Annotated in this window: 21 protein-coding genes, 2 pseudogenes and 1 riboswitch; of the genes and pseudogenes, 12 read left to right on the top strand and 11 right to left on the bottom strand. The window is 72.1% G+C overall.

Annotated features, from left to right (window positions below; genetic code table 11):
* Together ACLIN4_RS05115 and bioB are read right to left on the bottom strand one after the other, a co-directional pair.
* Complete coding sequence (locus ACLIN4_RS05115) at window positions 1-1,287, bottom strand: adenosylmethionine--8-amino-7-oxononanoate transaminase (protein ID WP_100046580.1); 1,287 nt, start codon at window positions 1,285-1,287, stop codon at window positions 1-3.
* A complete protein-coding gene (bioB, locus tag ACLIN4_RS05110) occupies window positions 1,280-2,518 on the bottom strand; it encodes a biotin synthase BioB (protein ID WP_289907791.1) in 1,239 nt (412 codons plus the stop codon). Before bioB ends, ACLIN4_RS05115 begins: the two co-directional genes overlap by 8 nt.
* 151 nt (window positions 2,519-2,669) lie before the next feature.
* Between bioB and ACLIN4_RS05105 the strand changes: the two genes are divergently transcribed.
* Window positions 2,670-3,797 carry an 8-amino-7-oxononanoate synthase gene (locus ACLIN4_RS05105; RefSeq protein ID WP_290014510.1) on the top strand — a complete coding sequence of 376 codons (1,128 nt, stop codon included), beginning with the start codon at window positions 2,670-2,672 and terminating at the stop codon, window positions 3,795-3,797.
* A gap of 42 nt (window positions 3,798-3,839) precedes the next feature.
* Here the strand turns inward: ACLIN4_RS05105 and ACLIN4_RS05100 are convergent, their stop codons facing one another.
* On the bottom strand, window positions 3,840-4,094 hold the full coding sequence (locus ACLIN4_RS05100) for a DUF397 domain-containing protein (protein ID WP_107479732.1): 255 nt from the start codon (window positions 4,092-4,094) through the stop codon (window positions 3,840-3,842).
* A 9-nt stretch (window positions 4,095-4,103) separates the two neighbouring features.
* Window positions 4,104-5,001, bottom strand: a pseudogene (locus tag ACLIN4_RS05095) (helix-turn-helix domain-containing protein).
* A 213-nt stretch (window positions 5,002-5,214) separates the two neighbouring features.
* Here ACLIN4_RS05095 and ACLIN4_RS05090 point away from each other — a divergent pair.
* Window positions 5,215-5,706: an ATP-binding protein gene (locus tag ACLIN4_RS05090; RefSeq protein WP_107479731.1), complete on the top strand. Its 492-nt coding sequence runs from the start codon at window positions 5,215-5,217 to the stop codon at window positions 5,704-5,706.
* An 81-nt stretch (window positions 5,707-5,787) separates the two neighbouring features.
* Here ACLIN4_RS05090 and ACLIN4_RS05085 read toward each other — a convergent pair whose 3' ends face one another.
* The 3 genes and pseudogenes from ACLIN4_RS05085 to ACLIN4_RS05075 all read right to left on the bottom strand — a co-directional run.
* A complete protein-coding gene (locus ACLIN4_RS05085) occupies window positions 5,788-6,261 on the bottom strand; it encodes a C40 family peptidase (protein ID WP_107479730.1) in 474 nt (157 codons plus the stop codon).
* A gap of 3 nt (window positions 6,262-6,264) precedes the next feature.
* Window positions 6,265-6,409: riboswitch (cyclic di-AMP (ydaO/yuaA leader) on the bottom strand.
* A gap of 370 nt (window positions 6,410-6,779) precedes the next feature.
* Entirely contained in the window at window positions 6,780-6,944 is a 165-nt protein-coding gene (locus ACLIN4_RS05080) for a hypothetical protein (RefSeq protein ID WP_179342695.1), read from the bottom strand.
* A 7-nt stretch (window positions 6,945-6,951) separates the two neighbouring features.
* A pseudogene (locus tag ACLIN4_RS05075) lies at window positions 6,952-7,197 on the bottom strand (ATP-dependent Clp protease proteolytic subunit); the annotation flags it as partial.
* Window positions 7,198-7,463: 266 nt separating this feature from the next.
* Here ACLIN4_RS05075 and ACLIN4_RS05070 point away from each other — a divergent pair.
* Window positions 7,464-7,745 (top strand): type II toxin-antitoxin system Phd/YefM family antitoxin, encoded by a 282-nt coding sequence (locus tag ACLIN4_RS05070; protein ID WP_107479728.1) that lies wholly within the window; start codon window positions 7,464-7,466, stop codon window positions 7,743-7,745.
* Between the two features lie 103 nt (window positions 7,746-7,848).
* Here ACLIN4_RS05070 and ACLIN4_RS05065 read toward each other — a convergent pair whose 3' ends face one another.
* A complete protein-coding gene (locus ACLIN4_RS05065; RefSeq protein WP_107479727.1) occupies window positions 7,849-8,838 on the bottom strand; it encodes an ABC transporter permease in 990 nt (329 codons plus the stop codon).
* A gap of 104 nt (window positions 8,839-8,942) precedes the next feature.
* Between ACLIN4_RS05065 and ACLIN4_RS05060 the strand changes: the two genes are divergently transcribed.
* The 8 genes from ACLIN4_RS05060 to ACLIN4_RS05025 all read left to right on the top strand — a co-directional run bounded on the left by ACLIN4_RS05060 (window position 8,943) and on the right by ACLIN4_RS05025 (window position 16,135).
* On the top strand, window positions 8,943-9,596 hold the full coding sequence (locus ACLIN4_RS05060) for a TetR/AcrR family transcriptional regulator (protein WP_411575537.1): 654 nt from the start codon (window positions 8,943-8,945) through the stop codon (window positions 9,594-9,596).
* A gap of 164 nt (window positions 9,597-9,760) precedes the next feature.
* Window positions 9,761-10,063: an urease subunit gamma gene (locus tag ACLIN4_RS05055; protein WP_100048517.1), complete on the top strand. Its 303-nt coding sequence runs from the start codon at window positions 9,761-9,763 to the stop codon at window positions 10,061-10,063.
* Between the two features lie 14 nt (window positions 10,064-10,077).
* Window positions 10,078-10,389: an urease subunit beta gene (locus ACLIN4_RS05050; RefSeq protein WP_411575536.1), complete on the top strand. Its 312-nt coding sequence runs from the start codon at window positions 10,078-10,080 to the stop codon at window positions 10,387-10,389.
* A complete protein-coding gene (locus tag ACLIN4_RS05045) occupies window positions 10,382-12,103 on the top strand; it encodes an urease subunit alpha (protein ID WP_382023314.1) in 1,722 nt (573 codons plus the stop codon). Before ACLIN4_RS05050 ends, ACLIN4_RS05045 begins: the two co-directional genes overlap by 8 nt.
* Before the next feature lie 8 nt (window positions 12,104-12,111).
* Window positions 12,112-12,786, top strand: coding sequence for an urease accessory protein UreF (locus ACLIN4_RS05040; RefSeq protein WP_107479725.1), 675 nt, complete (start codon window positions 12,112-12,114; stop codon window positions 12,784-12,786).
* 172 nt (window positions 12,787-12,958) lie between these two features.
* A complete protein-coding gene (gene ureG, locus ACLIN4_RS05035; RefSeq protein WP_382051992.1) occupies window positions 12,959-13,636 on the top strand; it encodes an urease accessory protein UreG in 678 nt (225 codons plus the stop codon).
* Complete coding sequence (locus tag ACLIN4_RS05030) at window positions 13,624-14,394, top strand: urease accessory protein UreD (protein WP_381914420.1); 771 nt, start codon at window positions 13,624-13,626, stop codon at window positions 14,392-14,394. The genes ureG and ACLIN4_RS05030 overlap by 13 nt, the downstream gene beginning before the upstream one ends.
* 127 nt (window positions 14,395-14,521) lie before the next feature.
* Window positions 14,522-16,135 (top strand): alpha/beta hydrolase, encoded by a 1,614-nt coding sequence (locus ACLIN4_RS05025; protein WP_411575535.1) that lies wholly within the window; start codon window positions 14,522-14,524, stop codon window positions 16,133-16,135.
* A gap of 66 nt (window positions 16,136-16,201) precedes the next feature.
* On the opposite strand, the gene ACLIN4_RS05020 is transcribed toward ACLIN4_RS05025, so the two are convergent.
* From ACLIN4_RS05020 to proP, 3 genes are all read right to left on the bottom strand, one after another.
* Window positions 16,202-17,221, bottom strand: a complete 1,020-nt coding sequence (locus ACLIN4_RS05020) for an NAD-dependent epimerase/dehydratase family protein (protein ID WP_411576735.1) — start codon at window positions 17,219-17,221, stop codon at window positions 16,202-16,204.
* A gap of 85 nt (window positions 17,222-17,306) precedes the next feature.
* Window positions 17,307-18,029, bottom strand: a complete 723-nt coding sequence (locus tag ACLIN4_RS05015; protein ID WP_107479567.1) for a lysophospholipid acyltransferase family protein — start codon at window positions 18,027-18,029, stop codon at window positions 17,307-17,309.
* Between the two features lie 162 nt (window positions 18,030-18,191).
* Window positions 18,192-19,706: a glycine betaine/L-proline transporter ProP gene (gene proP / locus ACLIN4_RS05010; protein WP_107479566.1), complete on the bottom strand. Its 1,515-nt coding sequence runs from the start codon at window positions 19,704-19,706 to the stop codon at window positions 18,192-18,194.
* 142 nt (window positions 19,707-19,848) lie between these two features.
* On the opposite strand from proP, the gene ACLIN4_RS05005 reads away from it, so the two are divergent.
* On the top strand, window positions 19,849-20,304 hold the full coding sequence (locus ACLIN4_RS05005) for an RpiB/LacA/LacB family sugar-phosphate isomerase (protein ID WP_100048525.1): 456 nt from the start codon (window positions 19,849-19,851) through the stop codon (window positions 20,302-20,304).
* Window positions 20,305-20,306: the final 2 nt, after the last annotated feature.

Below are 20,306 nucleotides of genomic sequence, written 5' to 3'. Positions count from 1 at the left end.
TCATCCCTCCCGTGCCGCCGCGCACACCGCGCGGGCGATCCGTGCCACGTCCGCGTCGCCCGTGACGTACGGCGGCATCGTGTAGACCAGGTCGCGGAACGGCCGCAGCCACACGCCCTCGCGCACCGCCGCGGCCGTCGCCGCCCTCATGTCGACGGCGTGGTCCAGCTGCACCACCCCGATCGCCCCGAGGACGCGTACGTCCGTCACGCCCGGCAGTCCGGCGGCCGGCGCCAGACCGTCGCGCAGTCCCGCCTCGATCCGCTTGACCTCCGCGAGCCAGTCCTGCCCGAGCAGCAGCCCGATCGACGCGCACGCCACGGCCGCCGCCAGCGGATTGCCCATGAACGTCGGTCCGTGGGCCAGCACCGGCACCTCGCCCCGGGAGATCCCGTCGGCCACCTCGGACGTGCACAGCGTGGCCGCCATCGTCAGATAGCCGCCGGTCAGCGCCTTGCCCACGCACATCACGTCAGGCGTCACCGCCGCGTGATCCGCCGCGAAGAGGGCGCCCGTACGCCCGAAACCGGTCGCGATCTCGTCGAACACCAGCAGCACGTCGTGCGCGTCGCACGCCTCCCGCAGCACCCGCAGATACGCGGGGGAGTGGAAGCGCATCCCGCCCGCGCCCTGCACCACCGGCTCGACGATCACCGCGGCCAGGTCGTCGGCGTGCCGTTCGATCAGTGACCGCAGACGGTCCGCGTACGTCTCCTCGAACTCGACCGGCGGCGCGTCCGCGAAGACCTGGCGCGGCAGGACGCCCGCCCACAGTTCGTGCATCCCGCCCTCGGGGTCGCACACCGACATGGGCTGCCAGGTGTCGCCGTGGTAGCCACCGCGCCAGGTGAGCAGGCGGCGCTTGTCCGGGCGGCCCAGCGAGCGCCAGTACTGCAGGCACATCTTGACGGCGACCTCGACCGACACCGAACCGGAGTCGGCGAGGAAGACGTGCTCCAGCCCTTCGGGCGACATGTCGACAAGGAGTTTCGCCAGCCGCACGGCGGGCTCGTGGGTGAGCCCGCCGAACATCACGTGACTCATCCGCTCCAGCTGCTCGCGCGCGGCCTCGTTGAGCACCGGGTGGTTGTAGCCGTGGATCGCCGACCACCAGGACGACATGCCGTCGACCAGTTCGCCCGAGCCGTCGGCCGGCCGCAGCCGCACCCCGCTCGCCGACTCCACGACGAGCGGGTCCTGCCGACCTGGCATCGGGCCGTACGGATGCCACACGTGCCGCCGGTCGAGCGCCAGCAACTCGTCCACGGTCAGTCCGGGCTCAGGCATTGGGCGCGAGATCCGTTCCGGCTCCACGGCGGCGTACGGCGACCAGATCCGTACGGGGCTCGCCGGCCACCGCCGGTCCGGCGGGCGCGGCGGAGCCGCGGCCCCCTTCGGCCGGGACGGAACCGCAGACGCTCCCGCCCTCGTGCGACGACCCGCAGCCCCCGCTCTCCCCGTGCGACCCGCAGCCGCCGCCTTCCCCGTGCGACCCGCACCCGCCCCGGCCCGCGACCCGGTGCTCCGGCAGCGTCACCTCTCCGGCGCCCTCCACCTCGAACCCCGCGTCCGCGATCATCTCCAGGTCCGCCCGGCCCGCCTGCCCCTCGCTGGTGAGGTAGTCGCCGAGGAAGATGGAGTTGGCCAGGTGCAGGGCGAGCGGCTGCATCGTGCGCAGGTGGACCTCGCGCCCGCCCGCGATGCGCACCTCGACGTCCGGGCAGACGAACCGCGTCATCGCCAGGATGCGCAGGCAACGCTGCGGGGTGAGGTGCCACTCCTTGGCGAGCGGCGTGCCCTCCATCGGGATCAGGAAGTTGACCGGCACCGAGTCCGGGTCCAGTTCGCGCAGCGAGAAGACCACGTCGACCAGGTCCTCGTCGCTCTCGCCCATGCCCGCGATCAGCCCGGAGCAGGCGGACAGCCCGGCGGCGTGCGCCTTGTTGACCGTGTCCACCCGGTCGGCGTACGTGTGCGTGGTCGTGATGTCCCCGTACGTCGCCTCGGACGTGTTGAGGTTGTGGTTGTAGGCGTCGGCGCCGGCCTCGCGCAGCCGCTCCGCCTGGCCGTCGGAGAGCAGGCCCAGGCAGGCGCACACCTCGACGGCCTCGTTCTGCTCCTTGATGGCCTTGATGGTGTCCGAGACCCGGTCCACGTCCCGGTCGGTCGGCCCGCGCCCGCTGGCCACCAGGCACACCCGCTTGGCGCCCCCGGCCACGCCCGCCGCGGCGGCCTGCGAGGCCTGGTCGGGCTTGAGCCAGGTGTACTTCAGGATCTCGGCCTTGGAGCCGAGCCGCTGCGAGCAGTAGGAGCAGTCCTCGGGACACAGGCCCGACTTGAGGTTGACGAGGTAGTTGAGCTTCACCCGTCGGCCGAACCAGTGCCGGCGCACCTTGCCGGCCGCGGCCACCACATCGAGCAGGTCGTCGTCGGAAGTGGCGAGGACGGCAAGGGCCTCCTCGCGGGTCGGCGACTCGCGCCGAAGCCCCTTGTCCACCAGCGTGTTCAGCAGGTCCATGAGAGCCGATCCTGTCCTAAGGGGCCACCCGGGGCCAAGGAGAGTTTGCACAACACTGACAGATCACCGTGTGGGTATTGCCACACCTCGCGGGGGTGGCGGTACCGCTATCGTCTGTCCACTGCCTACAAAACCGACGGAGGACCGATCCATGGCGTTCGGCTGGATCGACGAGCAGGCCCTGGCGCGCCGCCGGGCGGGCCTCGTACGGACTCTGCGCCCCCGGCCGGCCGACTCGCCGCTGCTGGACCTGGCGAGCAACGACTACCTCGGACTGGCCCGGCACCCGGAGGTCACCGAGGGCGCGGCGCGGGCCGCGCGGGGCTGGGGCGCCGGGGCGACCGGCTCCCGGCTGGTGACCGGGACGACCGAACTGCACACCGAGCTCGAACGCGAACTCGCCGACTTCTGCGGCTTCGAGGCCGCGCTCGTCTTCTCCTCCGGCTACGCGGCCAACCTCGCCGCGGTCACCGCGCTGGCCCCGCACGGCTCCCTCGTCGTCTCCGACGCGGGCAACCACGCCTCGCTGATCGACGGCTGCCGGCTGGCGCGCGGAACGACCCAGGTCGTCGCGCACGCCGACCCGGACGCCGTGCGAAAGGCGCTGGCGACGCACGACGGTGACGCCGTCACCGTGTCCGACACGGTCTTCTCGGTCGACGGAGACGCGGCGCCGCTGGCCGGACTCGCGGAGGTGTGCCGGGAGTTCGGGGCCGGTCTGGTCGTCGACGACGCCCACGGTCTCGGGGTGCTCGGCGAGGGCGGGCGCGGGGCCGCGCAGGCGGTGGGTCTCGCGGGCGCCGACGACGTCGTGGTGACGGTGACGCTGTCCAAGTCGCTCGGCAGTCAGGGCGGTGCCGTGCTCGGTCCCGCCCGGGTGATCGACCACTTGGTCAACGCGGCCCGGACGTTCATCTTCGACACCGGACTGGCTCCCGCGGCGGCGGGCGGGGCGCTGGCGGCGCTCGGACTGCTGCGCCGCGAGCCCGAACGGGCGGCGCGGGCGCGGGCGGTGGCGGCGGAACTGCACGCCCGGCTGACCGCCATCGGGCTCCAGGCGGTACGGCCGGACGCCGCCGTCGTCTCGGTGCGCGCCCCCTCCCCGGAGGGGGCCGTACGGTGGGCGGCCGACTGCCGTGCGGCCGGCCTGGCCGTGGGCTGCTTCCGACCTCCTTCCGTGCCCGACGGCATCTCACGGCTCAGGCTGACCGCTCGTGCGGACCTCTCCGGGGAACAGATCGAACGCGCGGTACGGGTCATCGGCGAAACGCGACCATGAGTCGGCGTGACACGGCCGTGCGCCGCCCGATGCCCGGCCGGATCAGTCGCGGTGGACCGCGGCGGTGAACGACGCCCAGCTCCCGGGGGAGAAGAGCAGCGCGGGTCCCGCCGGGACCTTGGAGTCGCGCACGGCGAGCAGTCCGGTCCAGGGACCGGACGACGGCCGGGCCGTCTCCACACAGTTGTTCGCTCCGGTGCTGTAGCTGCTGCGCAGCCACCGCAGACCGGACAGCTCGGTACTGACGGGGACGCTCCGCACACGTTCCGTCGCGGAGCCTGACGTGGTGCCTGACATGGTGCCTCCTTACGCGCCTGCCGCGGTCGCGGCGATGAAGTCCAACGAGTCCTCGGGCGAAAGGGCATGAACCAGAAGGGCGTTGAAGGCCTCGGTATAGGCCTCTAGGTCTTCTTTCCGTTCGAGATGCAGGCTACTCGTCAAGTGGTCGAGAACAACCACGTCGAGATCAGAAGTGTTCGAAAATGAGAAGATTACGAAAGGGCCGGTGACGCCGATGTGCGCCCCGGCGGCGAACGGGAGTACCCGGAGCCGGACATGGGGCAGGCGCGCGGCCTCGACCAGTCGGTCCAGCTGACGGGCCATGACCTCCGGACCGCCCACCTCGCGGCGCAGTACCGCCTCGTCCAGGACCGCGCTCAGCTCCAGGGGCGGCTCGGCCCGCAGCACGTCCTGCCGGGCCAGCCGGACCTCCACCAACGTGTCCAGCCGCTCCTCGGGCAGTCCGTCCACCGCGGCGCGCGTCACCGCGCGGGCGTACTCCGGCGTCTGCAGCAGGCCGGGGACCACCGTGGTCTCCCGGCGTCTGCAGCAGGCCGGGGACCACCGTGGTCTCCAGTGTGCGCATCGCGCTCGCCTGGGACTCCAGGCTGATGAAGTCGCGGTAGGTCGGCGGGAGCACCCCGCGATAGGCGTGCCACCAGTGGTTGCGGCCGCCCGGCTCGTCGGTGCCGGCCAGCACCACCAGCAACTCCCGCAACTGGGCGTCGTCCACACCGTAGGCGTCCAGCAGTAACCGCACGTCGGCGGGTTTCGCCCCGCTCGTGCCGGTCTCGATCCGGCTGACCTTCGACTGGTGCCAGCCCACCAGCCGGGCCGCCTCACCGCTGGTGATCCCCGCCGACGTCCGCAGGGCGCGCAGTTCGGCGCCCAGCTTCCGGCGGCGCACCACGGGACCGTGCTGCATGGACCACTCCTTACTCCTTATGAGCCGCCCGAATACGCTCTGCCGTCGCAGAGTTCACCGCTTCGAGCGACAGATATATGCATATGTTGGTGGATCGCCACCCTCCATCGCCCCGGTGATGGCACTCTGGCGGCGAAGCACCAGTCCGGGACCGTACTCGAACCATCCGCTCCGTGTCGGACTGCGGTCCCGTGGGAAAGGGACGACGTCGCCATGGCAGACCATCTGGAAGCATCCGTCACTCTGCCGAGCGATCCGGCCTCGGTGGCCGCCGCGCGGACCTACGTGGTCGGCACGCTGGAGGAGTGGGGCCTGCCGGCGGAGGCGGAGGTGTCCGAGACCGTCCGGCTCGTCGTCTCCGAGCTGGCGACCAACGCGGTCCAGCACACCTTCGGCCAGTCGCCCACCTTCACGGTGGACCTCGTGCTCGACCACGACGAGTGGCTGCGCGTCGGCGTCACCGACAGCCATCCGCGTTTCCCCAAACGCCTGCCGGCCGCCGTCCAGCAGGACAACGGCCGGGGCATGGTGATCATTCGCTGGCTGGCGGCGGAGTGCGGCGGCAGGCTGAGAGTGCGCCCCACGCGCGAGGGGGGCAAGACCGTCTCCATCGAACTTCCCTGGACGCCGCCGGATCGTCCGGTGACTCCCGAACCGGCCGCGGCCGTGGGGCGGAGCGCGGGACGTCAGGAGCCCCGGCGGTGACCGCGGGCACCGGGCGCGCGCGTACCCGGCACCCGGGAAGGGCGACGGCGCGTCAGGACACCGTCGCCCTTCCCGGGCGGGCTACTTGACCCGGCCGTACCAGACGCTGCCGGTCCAGATCTTCTGCAGGCGCACCACGTCCCCGGTCTTCGGGGCGTGCCAGATCTTTCCCTTCCCGGCGTAGATGCCGACGTGGTAGACACTGCGGCCCGAGTGGAAGAAGACCAGGTCGCCGACCTTGCGGTTCTTGGCCGAGATGTGCCGGGTCTTGTTGTACTGCTGGGCCGCGGTGCGCGGCAGCTTCTTGCCGGCCTTCTTGAACGAGTACAGCGTCAGCCCGGAGCAGTCGAACCTGCTTGGTCCGGTGGCGCCCCATTTGTAGGGTGAACCCTTCTTGGAGGCCGCGATCTGGAGCGCCTTCGTCGCGTGGCTCGCGGCGGCCGCCTCGGAGGCGACACCGGGAACCACGACGGAGCCGCCCACTGCGGCGAGGGTGAGAGCGGAGGCCGTACCGGCACGGACCATCAGCGACGGGACTCGATTGAGCGCAGACATGCGCAACCCTTCGTCAGCCGCCTGTGAAGGATGACCTGTCGGATTCGGGCTGGCGAAGTTGCCCGGCCGCACGGGTGCGGCTTCACCCCAAGGGCTGCTCGGCCCGGTGCCTGCCTCACGGAGGCGACCGTTCCGGCGACCCGTCGTGCTCGGGTCCTCCACTCCTGCCGATCCACTCCTGTCGACCGGTCGTCCGGGCGGCGGCAGGACTCGGCGTCCGCCCGGACCGCCCCGCCGCTGCGGCGGGGGCTTGTCGTCAGTCACGGATCTTGTCCCGCCCGGGGGGAAATTCCCAACGGAACGTGCCCTTTGTGTTGTTACTCACCACTCACCCGTTCGGGTGGACGGTTCTCTGTTCGACCCCCCGTCGGGTGCGGTGGCGATGCCGGGACCAGCGGCGGAGTGAATCGTTCCGGCTTCTGGGCACGAGGTTTGCGCAAGCCCGGGCAGCCGGAAATCGGAGGTGTTCCTACGCCGAAAGGGGGTACGCCGTTTGGTCCGTTTCGGCGCCGCGCCGCTCAAGTGCCGGGACCCGGCGGGAGGCTGACCCGCGCCGTGCGCCGCTCGCCGTCCAGGGTCGGGTTGATGCGTCCGAGCAGGTCGACGACCTCCAGGTAGCGGTCGATCAGTTCGGCCTCGGCGCGGGTGAGGGCGGGCAGCGGAGGCGGTTCCGGGGGCAGCATCGGCGGCTCACCTCGCGCCGGGCGTGCCGGGCGCGACCCCGCGGCCGGGCACGATCCGGTCCACCAGGCCGTACTCCAGGGCCTGCCGCGCGTCCAGGATCGTGTCCCGCCCGATGTCCGCGCTCACCTGCTCCGGGGTGCGGCCGGTGTGCCGAACGAGGATCTCCTCCAGGAGGCCACGGACGCGGGTCAACTCGTCGGCCTGGATGGCCAGGTCGCTGGCCTGCCCCTGAACGGGTCCGGTCAGGGCCGGCCCGGCACCGGTGCGCTCGGTGAACTCGGGCAGGGCGTGGCGGGCGGACGGGCGGGTCATGACGAACCCCTCCTCGTGGCAGGCGTGACAGAACCGTCGCCGGCTGCGTTGTCTCTGTAAAAAATGTACAGGACGTACGTCGAGTGAGGAGAGTGCCGAGAGGGAACGGGTTCGCCGGCAGCGGGGCGTCGGGCCGACGGCGGGCGGTGTTCGCCGCCGCTCGGTGGCGCGGCCGGTCGCCGGGGCCCGAACCGTAAGCTGGGGCCATGGCCTACGAGATTCCGGTGACGCAAGCCAGGGCTGAGCTCGCCGACCTGATCAACCGGGTGGTGTACGGCGGTGAGCGGGTCGTCGTGACCAGACACGGCAAGCCTCTCGTCGCCCTGGTCTCCGCCGCCGACCTCGAGCGACTGGAGGCCCCGCAGGATCCCCCCGGGGACCGGGTGGCCACCTCGGTCTCGCGCGTCGGCGACACCGCCGCCTCCGCGCCCCGGGAGGGCCATCGCTTCGGCATCGCGGCGGAACGCCGGGGGCCGAACCCGTCCTAGGAGTCGTGGCCCGCCCGCCGGGACGGGCCGACGGGGCCGGTGCGTGCGTCGACGAGCCGTGCCCCCGGCCCGGTGGCCGAGGGTCACGGCGTATGAGTCGGGCTCAGGCGACCGGGGCCGGAGCCGGTGCCCCGTCCGGTGCCGGTGCGTCACCGCGCGTGCGGCGCCCCAGGGCCCCGCCCACCACGACCGCACCCAGGCCCAGCAGCGTCCACCAGGTGAGTGTCAGTGCGGGGCCGGTGGCGGCGGCACCGTCGAAGAACGACACCGATCGCAGCAGTGAGGCGCCCGCGCCCGGCGGCAGCCACTGGCCGATCGCCCCGGCCGGCTGGGGCAGGAGCTCCGGCGCCGAGGAGGCTCCCGAGAAGGGGTTCCCCAGCAGCATCATCACCGCTCCGCTCAGCGCGAGACCCGCGCGGCCGAGCAGTGCCGCCAGCCCGGCGGTGCCCGCGCCCACGGCCAGGACCGACAGTCCGAACACGCCGGCCACGGTCCACCAGTCCCCGGTGACCGCCCCGAGCCAGCTGTGCGCGATCGCCGCCGCGACCAGGCCGGTCAGCGCGGCGGCGCCGACCAGGGCGACGGCCGCGCGGGCGCCGCGCAGCCCCAGCAGGGTCACCACCGCGCCCGTCGCGATTCCGGCCAGCGCCAGCGGCAGCACGCTCGCGCTCAGGGCCGCGCCGCGCGGATCCGCGCCGGGTGCGGGCACCACGTCGACGACCTGGACCGGGGCCCCCGCGGCGGACGCCTGCCCGGTCACCGCCTGCCGCAACAGCTGGGCGACGGTGGGGCTCGCCGCGGAGGCCGTGAGGAGCTTCGGGTCCTTGCCGCCGGCCACCACCGCGCCGTAGACGGTCCGGTCCTCGACGGCGTCGCGGGCCGCGGCCTCGTCGGCGTAGCGGTGGATCTCGAAGGCGCCCTCGCGCTGGGTGAGCCGCTGTTCCACCTGGGCGACCGCGGCGGGCGGACCCGCCACCCCGAGCGGCAGGTCGCGGGGTGCGGTACGGGAGGCCGGCCAGGCGAAGGCCCACAGGGCCAGCGCCACCAGGACCGGGACCAGGACGATCACACCGATCACGCGACGAGTGTCCATGAGGACTCCTCAAAAAGAAGGATCGTTCGTTTTGGTTATGTCACCACCGTGCGACCGTCCGCGGCGCCTTGTCAAGAAGGAACGTTCGTTTTAGGTTGGGCTTCATGGCCCGCGTATCCCAGGAACACCTCGACGCCCGCCGCCGGCAGATCCTCGACGGCGCCGCGCTCTGCTTCGCCCGCAACGGCTTCCACGCCACGTCGATGCAGGACGTGCTGAAAGAGGTCGACCTCTCGGCGGGAGCCGTCTACCGCTACTTCGGCGGCAAGGAGGAGCTGATCGAGGCCATCGTCGCCGAGGTCCTGGGCGCCATCCGGGACGTGTACGAGCGTGCCGCGCAGGAGGACCCGCCGGCCATGCCCGACGAACTCATCGCCCGCACGCTGGAGCACATGGCGCGGGAGCGGCCGGCGCTGACGGACGACGACCAGTGGCTGTTCCCGCGCCTCATGATCCAGGCCTGGACCGAGACGCTGCGCAACGAGACGCTCTCCGCCCTGCTGGACGAGGGCTTCGCCAAGGTCCTGGCGTCCTGGGCCAAGGTCGTCGCCCGCTACCAGGAAGCGGGCATGATGCGCGACGACGTCGACCCGGACGCCGTGGCCCGGACGCTGATGGCGACGGTGCAGGGCTTCGGGGCCCAGTACGCGCTGTTCGGCAGCTTCTCCCCGGAGGCGCTCCAGGAGGGCGTGCGAGGGCTGTTGAGCATGCGGGAGGCCGCCGACGGCACCGGTAATCAGTCGGTCAAGAAAGGGTGACGTGACGGAAACACTGTAGCCCTACTCTCCACCCCTATCCACCTGCGGTTTTTGAACACCGGCGTGTGCATTGCGGCGCATTCATGTGTGTTACATCTAGAGCCGTCGCGGTGGACGCGGCAGCCGGACGCCCGGTCCTGGCGTCATGCCCTGTGAGGTGGTAAATGCAACTGACCCCGCACGAGCAGGAACGACTGCTCATCCATGTGGCCGCGGACGTGGCCGAGAAGCGCCGCGCTCGCGGTGTGAAGCTCAACCATCCCGAGGTGGTCGCCCTGATCACCTCACACATCCTCGAAGGTGCCCGGGACGGCCGTACGGTCGGTGAACTCATGGCCTCCGGGCGCAAGTTGATCCAGCGCGACGAGGTCATGGAGGGGATCCCCGAGATGATCCACGACGTGCAGGTCGAGGCCACCTTCCCCGACGGCACCAAGCTGGTCACCGTCCACGATCCGATCATCTGACGGGGACGGCAGCCATGATTCCCGGAGAGATCCTCTTCGCCGACGAGCCGGTCGCCTTCAACGAGGGACGCCCGAGCGTCCGTCTGACCGTGCTCAACACCGCCGACCGGCCCGTCCAGGTCGGCTCCCACTACCACTTCGCCGAGGCCAACCCCGGTCTCGACTTCGACCGCGGCGCGGCCCGCGGCAGGCGGCTGCACATCGCCGCCGGCACCGCCGTCCGGTTCGAGCCGGGCATCCCGGTCGACGTGGAACTCGTCCCCCTCGCGGGCGCCCGCGTCGTCGTGGGTCTGCGCGGCGAGACCGGAGGTGCCCTCGATGCCTGAACTGACCCGTACCGCCTACGCCGACCTGTTCGGCCCGACCACCGGTGACCGCGTCCGCCTCGCCGACACCGACCTCCTCGTGGAGATCGAGGAGGACCGCTCGGGCGGCCCCGGCCGCTCCGGCGACGAAGCCGTCTTCGGTGGCGGCAAGGTGCTGCGCGAGTCCATGGGCCAGTCCCGTGCCACCCGCGCCGACGGAGCCCCCGACACCGTTGTCACCGGTGCCCTGATCATCGACCACTGGGGCATCGTCAAGGCGGACATCGGCATCCGCGACGGCCGCATCACCGGCATCGGCAAGTCCGGCAACCCGGAGACCATGAACGGTGTCCACCCCGACCTCGTCATCGGTCCCGAGACGGAGGTCATCGCGGGCAACGGCAAGATCATCACCGCGGGCGGCATCGACACCCACGTCCACTTCATCTCGCCGGTCGCCGTCGACGAGGCGCTCGCCTCCGGCATCACCACCCTCATCGGCGGCGGCACGGGTCCCGCCGAGGGCAGCAAGGCGACGACCGTCACGCCCGGCTCCTGGCACCTCGCGCGGATGTTCGCCGCCCTGGAGGCCAGCCCCGTCAACATCGGCTTCCTGGGCAAGGGCAGCACGATGTCCAAGGAGTCCATGCGCGACCAACTGCGCGCCGGCATCCTCGGCTTCAAGATCCACGAGGACTGGGGCGCGACGCCCGCGGTGATCTCCGCCTGCCTGGACGTGTGCGAGGAGTCCGGCGTCCAGCTCGCCGTCCACACCGACACCCTCAACGAGGCCGGATTCGTCGGCGACACCTTCGACGCCGTCGCCGGCCGCACCCTGCACGCCTTCCACGTCGAGGGCGCCGGCGGCGGCCACGCACCTGACATGATCACGGCCGTCTCGCTGCCCAACATGCTGCCGGCGTCCACCAATCCGACCAGGCCGCACACCGTCAACACCGTCGAGGAACACCTCGACATGCTGATGGTCTGCCACCACCTGAACCCGGCGGTCCCCGAGGACCTGGCCTTCGCCGAGTCCCGCATCCGGCCGAGCACCATCGCGGCCGAGGACATCCTCCACGACATGGGGGCGATCTCCATCATGTCGTCGGACGCCCAGGCCATGGGCCGCATCGGCGAGGTGATCCTGCGCACCTGGCAGACCGCGCACGTGATGAAGCGGCGGCGCGGATTCCTCCCCGGTGACCACCGGGCCGACAACCTGCGCGCCCGTCGCTATGTCGCCAAGTACACCATCAACCCCGCCGTCGCCCAGGGCATCGAGCACGAGGTCGGCTCCGTGGAGACCGGCAAGCTGGCCGACCTGGTGCTGTGGGACCCGAAGTTCTTCGGCGTGAAGCCGCAACTGGTCCTCAAGGGCGGACAGATCGCGTACGCGCAGATGGGCGACGCCAACGCCTCCATCCCTACCCCGCAGCCGGTCCTGCCGCGCCCCATGTTCGGCGCCCTGGGCAGTGCTCCGGCCGCCAACTCGGTGGCCTTCGTGGCCGAGGCGGCCATCGAGGACGGGCTGCCGCAGCGCCTGGGCATCGGACGGGAGTTGGTGCCCATCCGGTCGACCCGGGGCCGTACCAAGGCGGACATGCGGCAGAACGACGCCCTGCCGCGCGTCGAGGTCGCCGCGGACTCCTTCGCTGTGACCATCGACGGCGAGCTCGTCGATCCCGCGCCCGTCGCCGAACTGCCGCTCGCGCAGCGGTACTTCCTCTTCTGAGCGGCGTCATGAGCCGCGCAGCACTGCTCGTCCTCGCGGACGGCCGCTTCCCCGCCGGAGGGCACGCCCACTCCGGCGGGGCGGAGGCCGCCGTCCGGGCGGGACACATCACCGACGCCGCGAGCCTGGAGGAGTTCTGCCGGGGGCGGCTGCACACGAGCGGGGCCGTGGCGGCATCGCTCGCGGCGGCGGCGTCCCTCGGCGCCGACCCCGGGGAACTCGACCTCGCCGCGGACGCACGTACGCCCTCGCCCGCCCTGCGGGTGGCGGCGCGCAGACTCGGCCGGCAGCTCATGCGGGCGGCCCGGGCGACCTGGCCGCATCCCGAACTCGACGCGCTGGCGCGGCGGTTCCCGAAGGGCGCCCACCAGCCGGTCGTCATGGGGCTGACCGCCCGCGCGGCCGGGCTCGGGCCGCTGGACGCGGCGTACTGCTCCGCCTACGAGGGCGTGAGCGGGCCGGCCACAGCCGTGGTGCGGCTGCTCTCGCTCGACCCGTTCGACGCGACCGGCGTACTCGCGCGGCTCGCGCCCGACCTGGACCGGGTGGCGCGGGACGCCGTGGACGCGGGGCGGGCGGCCGTGACCGAGGGGGTCGACGTGCTGCCCGCGCGGTCCGCGCCGTTGCTGGAGATCGGGGCGGAGGCGCATGCCGCCTGGGCTGTGCGGTTGTTCGCCTCGTAGAGGGGTTCTTCCGCCCCCGCCGCCCTTTCCCGTTCCCGAATCCAGGGCTCTGCCCCTTCGACCCCGCCAGGGGGCTCCGCCCCCCTGGCCCCCCCTTCGGCCCTGAACGGCCTCGTCCTCGAACGCCGGACGGGCTGCGTCAGCCGGCCTCAGCTTTCATAGGAGCCGTATCGTGCATCTTGGTGATCACCACACCACCACCCCCGCCGTCTCCGCCGACGCCCACCGGCCCGACGGCACCCGCCGTGCCCTGCGTATCGGGCTCGGCGGGCCCGTCGGGTCGGGCAAGACCGCGACCGTCGCCGCGCTCTGCCGGGCGCTGCGCGCGGAGCTGTCCCTCGCCGTAGTCACCAACGACATCTACACCCGCGAGGACGCCGAGTTCCTGCTCCGCGAGGCGGTACTGCCGCCGGAGCGGATCAGCGCCGTGGAGACGGGCGCCTGCCCGCACACCGCGATCCGGGACGACATCTCCGCCAACCTCGAAGCGGTCGAGGACCTGGAGGAGGAGGTCGGGCCGCTGGACCTCGTCCTGGTGGAGTCCGGGGGCGACAACCTGACCGCCACCTTCTCCAAGGGCCTCGTCGACGCCCAGATCTTCGTGATCGACGTGGCGGGCGGCGACGACATCCCGCGCAAGGGCGGGCCCGGCGTCAGCACCGCCGACCTGCTGATCGTCAACAAGACCGACCTCGCCCCGTACGTCGGCTCGGACCTCGCGCGGATGGCGGCCGACGCGAAGGCGCAGCGCGGTGAACTGCCCGTGGTGCTGCAGTCGCTGCGGAGTGAGGACGGGGTGCGGGACGTGGCCGACTGGGTGCGCGCCCGGATCGCCGCGTGGACCGCGTGACGACCCCGGCCGGCGTACGGGCCAGGGCGCGCGTCCTCGCCCGCGGTGACGGGCGGGGCGGCACCGCCCTGCCCGTGCTGGAGGGCGAGGGCCCGCTCGCGGTGCGGCGGACCCGGGGGAGCGGTGCCGAGGCCCACGTCATGCTCGTCGGTGCGATGAGCGGGCCGCTGGGCGGTGACCACTTCACGGTGACCGCCGAGGCGGCCGAGGGTGCCCGGCTGCGGGTCGGCTCGGCCGCCGCCACGCTCGCCCTGCCGGGCCAGGACAAGGCCGGGGCCCGCTACGACGTGCGGCTCACCGTCGGAGACGACGCGGAACTGCGCTGGCTGCCGGAGCAGTTGATCTCCGCGTACGGCAGCGACCTCTCCGTCGCCACCCGCGTCGACCTCGCCGCCACGGGGCGGCTGCTGCTGCGCGAGGAGCAGATGCTCGGGCGGTCCGGTGAGGAACCCGGACGGCTCAGCAGCCGTCTGACCGTACGGGTCGCCGGCCGGTGCGTCCTCGACCAGGAGCTGGCCTGCGGTTCGGGCGCGCCGGGTGGCTGGGACGGCCCCGCCGGGCTGGCGGGACACCGTGCCGTGGGCCAGCTGGTCGTCGTACGGCCGGAGTTCGCTGCCGAGCCGCCGCGGGCGAGCGCCTTCGCGGAGGGCGCGGCCGTGCTGCCGCTCGCCGGGCCCGCCGCGCTGGTGACGGCCGTGGCGCCGGACGGGCTGCGGCTCAGGCGGCTGCTGGAGGCGGGGCTGGCCACGCTGGGCTGAGGCCCGCCGACCGAACGCCCATATCCGTTTATCGGATTGGCAAAGAAGTAGTACTGCCTCTGTTCTCAGGGAACGCACAGCCGCGAAGATCCCCGTACTTGTCGCGAACACGTACGGGGAGGGCCACTTGAGGAAGAGCAGACTGGGGCGGAGGACGGCGGCGCTCGGCACGGCCGGCGCGCTCGTCACCGCCACCCTGATAGCCGGCGCCGTCACGGCGCCCGCCGCGAGCGCCGCTCCGTCGACCGGCCAGGGGAACGCCAAGGGCGGGGACCGGGAGGCCAGGGGAGCCGCCATCGCCGCGGCCCGCGCCGCGAAGGCCGGCGTCGACTGGCAGGACTGCCCCGCCGACTGGAACCTGCCCAAGCCCATCCAGTGCGGCTACGTCACGGTGCCGCTCGACTACGCCGAGCCGTTCGGCAAGCAGATCGAGATCGCCGTGGACCGCATCGGCAACACCGGCACGAAGGCCGAGCGCCAGGGCGCGCTCATCTACAACCCCGGCGGCCCCGGCGGCTCCGGCCTGCGCTTCCCGGCCCGCGTGACGAGCAAGAGCGCCGTATGGGCGAAGGCGGCGAAGGCGTACGACTTCGTCGGCTTCGACCCGCGCGGCGTCGGCAAGTCCACGCCCATCTCCTGCGTCGACCCGCAGGAGTTCGTCAAGGCACCCAAGATGGACCCCGTGCCCGACTCCGAGGCCGACAAGCGCGCCCAGCGCAAGCTGGCCCGCGAGTACGCCGAGGGCTGCCACGAGCGCAGCGGCTGGATGCTGCCGCACATGACGACGCCGAACACCGCGCGCGACCTCGACGTCATCCGTGCCGCCCTCGGCGAGAAGAAGCTCAACTACCTCGGCGTCTCCTACGGCACCTACCTCGGCGCGGTCTACGGCACCCTCTTCCCGGACCACGTGCGCCGGATGGTCGTCGACAGCGTCGTCAACCCGTCCCGCGAGAAGATCTGGTACCAGGCCAACCTGGACCAGGACGTCGCCTTCGAGCAACGCTGGAAGGACTGGCAGGACTGGGTCGCGGAGAACGACGCGACCTTCCACCTCGGCGACACCCGCGCCGAGGTCCAGGAGCAGTGGCTGAAGCTGCGCGCCACCGCCAAGGAGGAGCCCCTCGGCGGGGTCGTCGGCCCGGCGGAGCTGATCTCCTTCTTCCAGAGCGCCCCGTACTACGACTCGGCGTGGGTGCCGGTCGCGACGGTCTTCAGCAAGTACGTCGCCGGTGACACCCAGGCCCTCGTCGACGCCGCCGCCCCCGACCTCACCGACACCGCGGGCAACGCCTCCGCGGAGAACGGCAACGCCGTCTACACCGCCGTCGAGTGCGCCGACGCCAAGTGGCCCACGAACTGGCGCAAGTGGGACCGGGACAACACCCGGCTGCACCGCGACCACCCGTTCATGACCTGGGCCAACGCCTGGATGAACCTGCCGTGCGCCACCTGGCCGGTCAAGCAGCACACCCCGGTGGACGTCAAGACCGGCAAGGGACTTCCCCCGGTGCTGATCGTCCAGTCCGAGCGGGACGCGGCCACCCCGTACGAAGGCGCCGTCGAACTGCACCAGCGGTTCGAGGGATCGCGCCTGATCACCGAACGGGACGCCGGTTCGCACGGTGTGACCGGCCTGGTCAACCCGTGCGTCAACGACCGGGTCGACACCTACCTGCTCACCGGGAAGGTGGACGCCAGGGACGTGACCTGCGCCCCGCACGCCACGCCCAAGCCGTAACGCCTGCGAGGCACCACGGGGGGGGGGAGGGGCGGCCGGACCGATCCGGCCGCCCCTCCCTCGTCCTCACGCCCGCCGTGCCGCCAGCCAGGCGTCCTCCGCCGCGTAGTCGAAGAGGTCGCCGTAGTTCGCGGACATCTTCGGGTACGCCTCCCGCCAGTCCCGCCCGGCCAGCCGCTCCTCGATGAACGCGACCGTCTCCGGCAGGGTCTCGGCGTACTCCACCACCGGGCGGTAGCCCAGCTCCCGCCGCGCCGCCGTCATGTCGCACACGACCGGTACGGGCACCGACCACGGAGTGTCGCCCACGCCGCCCGCCGGCGGACCGTCCAGCAGCACGTCCTCGGTCTCCACGCCCATCACCGCGTCGATCGCCGCCCCGATCTCCGCGACTGTCGGCGCCTCTTCGTCGACCGCGTTCAGGACGCGCGTGCCCGGCCGCGGCGCCGCCAGCCGGATCAGCTCGGCGATGTTGTGCACGCTCGCCGGGTGGAAGCGGCTCGCACCGCCGTACGCGAGGACGCGCCGTCGCCGGCCGTCCAGGTTGCGCTTGACGAAGTACAGCTCGCGCGGGGTGCGGCAGTACGGCCCGTGGACCGCGCCCGCGCGCAGCAGCGTGACCGGCAGCCGGTCGCCCGCCGCGAGAAGTTCCCGCTCCAGTGCCGTCTTGCGGGTGATGTACGACGTGTCGCCCGGAGGAACCGTCCGCTGCTCCTCGGTGACCGGTACCGGGTACTCCGGGAAGCCGTCCGGTTCGGCCTGCGTGTCGAAGTTGCGGCCCTTGTCGTCCTCGTAGACCGACATGCTGGAGATCACCACCGCCGAGCCGACCCGTCCGGCGAGCGAGACCAGCTGCCGCGCGTGGCCCTCCCCGAACGCCACCATGTCCACGAGGACGTCGCAACCGTCGCCGACCGCCGCGGACAGGGCCGCGTCGTCCTCCCGGTCGCACGTCTCCGCGCGCACCTCCTCGGGCCAGCCCGCGTCCCGGCCGCCGCTCCGCGAGAGGGCCGTCACCTCCCAGCCGTCCCGGGCCAGCGCCCCCACGGCCACCCGTCCGATCTGTCCGCTCGCTCCGAGTACCACAGCACGTGTCATGGCGGCGACCGTAGGCGCAGGTCCGGCCGTCGGGCACGTTCTTCTGCCGACGGCAGACGCGGTACCGGGCGCCCTACCGGTGCGGTCGCCGGGGGAACCTCGGCCCCTTCGCCGTCTTCTCGGCCTCCTCGGCCTTCACGTCGGCCGCGTACCGGTCCACGTACTCCTGCCCGGACAGCGACAGGATCGCGTACATGATCTCGTCGGTGACGGCGCGCAGCACGGCCTTCTCGCCCTCCAGCCCTTCGTAGCGGGAGAAGTCCAGCGGTTCGCCGAACCGGATCACCACGGGGTGCAGTCTGGGGATCTTCCGGCCCGGGGGCTGCGCCTCGAAGGTGCCGATCATCGCGCAGGGCACCACCGGCACCCCGGCCCGCAGCGCCATCACCGCGACCCCGACCTTGCCCTTGTAGAGCCGCCCGTCGTGCGAGCGGGTGCCCTCCGGATAGATGCCGAGCAGCTCGTCCCCGGACAGGACGCCCAGGCCCTCGCGGATCGCGGCCCGGCCCGCCTCCTTGCCGGAGCGGTCCACGGGGATCTGCCCGGCGCTGCGGAAGAAGAACGCGGTCAGCCGGCCCTTGAGGCCCGGGCCGGTGAAGTACTCGGCCTTGGCGAGGAAGGTGATGCGGCGCCGGAGCACGGCGGGCATCAGGAAGTGGTCCGAGAAGGAGAGGTGGTTTCCCGCGACGATGGCCGCCCCCGACGCCGGGACGTGGTCCAGGCCCTCGATCCGGGGACGGAAGAGCAGCCGCAGCAGAGGGCCCAGCAGCACGTATTTGAGGACGTAGTAGAACAAGGCGTCGCTCCTCACCCCGGCGGGACGGCTCGTCGCCGTGTTCTCACTGGTCAACCGGCGTCTGCCGGGCTGCCAGTGTAGGTGCGGGCCGGGCCGTCCGGAACCGGACGTGCCCGGCCCGCGGCCGCGTCGTGGGGTCGGGACCCCGGCACCTCGGTGCGGTCAGAACTTCGGCGTCGGCGCCTGCGCCTCGACGATCTCCGCAGCCTCCTCGTCGGTCTGCACCGACGGCGGCGACCCCTCCAGGGGCTGCTGCGCCGTCTCCTTCATGCAGGCCACGGCCACGACACCGACGAGGGCGGCGGCCATGGCGTAGTACGCGGGCATCATGTCGGAACCGGTCACGCTGATCAGGGCGGTGATGACCAGCGGCGTGGTGCCGCCGAACAGGGAGGCCGACAGGTTGTAACCGACCGACAGGGACCCGTACCGGACATTGGTCGGGAACATCGCCGGAAGCGCCGCCGACATTGTGCCGAGCAGGCAGACCAGGGACAGGCCGAGCATCAGCATGCCGGCCGAGACGGCGAGCAGGCTGCCCTCCTGCACCAGGACGAAGGCCGGGGCGGACAGCACGAAGAAGCCGATCATGCCGGTCATGAGCAGCGGCTTGCGGCCGAAGCGGTCGGAGAGCCGGCCCACCTGGTTGATGATCAGCATCAGCAGCACCATCGTCGCGACCAGGATCATCAGCCCGTGGCTCTCGCTGTAGTGCAGCTCGTCCGACAGGTACGTCGGCATGTACGACAGCAGCATGTAGTCGGTGATGTTGTACGCGCCGACCAGCGCGATGCACAGGATCAGCATGCGCCAGTGCGTGCGGAAGATCTTCGCGAGGTCGCCCCGGGCGGTGGTCTCCACCGCGGTCGCCGCCTCCGAGATGTGGACGTTGGATTCCTGCAGCTGGAGGAAGGCGGGCGTGTCGTCCAGCTTCAGCCGCAGGTAGATACCGACGATGCCGAGCGGCGCCGCGACGAGGAACGGGATGCGCCAGCCCCAGGCGTCCATGGTGTCGCTGCCCAGCCAGGCCGTCAGCGCGGTCACGAGGCTCGCGGCACCGGTGTACCCGGCCAGCGTGCCCAGCTCCAGGAAGCTGCCGAAGAACCCGCGCCGCTTGTCGGGCGCGTACTCGGCGATGAAGGTGGAGGCGCCGCCGTACTCGCCGCCGGTCGAGAAGCCCTGCAGCAGGCGGAACAGGATCAGCAGCACCGGGGCCCAGAAGCCGATGGAGTCGTAGCTGGGGATGAGCCCGATGGCGGCGGTGCCGATCGCCATGAGGATCATCGTCAGGGCCAGCACCTTCTTGCGGCCGATCTTGTCGCCCATGGGCCCGAAGACCATGCCGCCGAGCGGACGCACCAGGAACGCCACGGCGAACGTGGCGAACGAGGAGAGCAGCTGCGCCGTGTCACTCCCGGACGGGAAGAAGACGCGGCCGATGGTGCCCGCCAGATAGGCGTAGATGCCGAAGTCGAACCACTCCATGGCATTGCCGAGCGAGGCCGCCTTCACGGCCCTCTTGACCGCGGCCTCGTCCGTGACCGTGATGTCCGACCGGCGCAGTCGGGGGTTCTGCCGGCGCCTGATGGCCCGGAACAGGGCCGGGTGGCGGCGGATCGCCGCGGCGTCGGATTCCTGGCCGTTCTCGTTGGGGGACGTGGCGGCCTCCCTTTCCACGTGCAGACACCCGGGCGGGGCACTGCTCGGTCGTACGATTCTCAGCTCGTACCCGTTCCCCCGATCATGCTGGGTATGGCCGTGACGTCGGTCATGTGGTTGGGCCGATGAGGTGAGCGGGCGGGCCGACTAGGCTTCGCACATGCGGATCGCCGTCTCTTCCGACATGGACGAACCCGTCGCCCGCCTCCTCGTCGAGGAGCTGCGCGCACGCGGACACGAGGTGCTGGCGCACGGAGCCCTGAGCCCCGGGGCGGACCCCCAGTGGGCGGTGTGCTCCGAGCGGGCGGCGCGCGAGGTCGCCGACGGCACCGCCGACCAGGCGGTGGTGTGCTGCTGGACCGGCACCGGCGCGTCCATCGCCGCGAACAAGGTGCCCGGCGTACGGGCGGCCCTGTGCACCGACGCGTACTCGGCGGACGGCGCCCGCCGCTGGAACGACGCCAACGTCCTCGCGCTCAGTCTGCGGCTGACCTCGGGGCCGCTGCTGGGGGAGATCCTCGACGCCTGGTTCGCGGGTGCGCCCAGCGAGGAGGCGGAGGACCGGGGCAACGTGACGTACGTGGAGCGGCTCGACCGGGGCCGAGCCGCTCCGTAGCC

The sequence above is a fragment of the Streptomyces mutabilis genome (assembly GCF_046628145.1).
Classification (GTDB): domain Bacteria; phylum Actinomycetota; class Actinomycetes; order Streptomycetales; family Streptomycetaceae; genus Streptomyces; species Streptomyces mutabilis.
The sequence above is the reverse complement of the archived record's forward strand: the minus strand, read 5'-3'. Positions and strand labels throughout refer to the sequence as shown.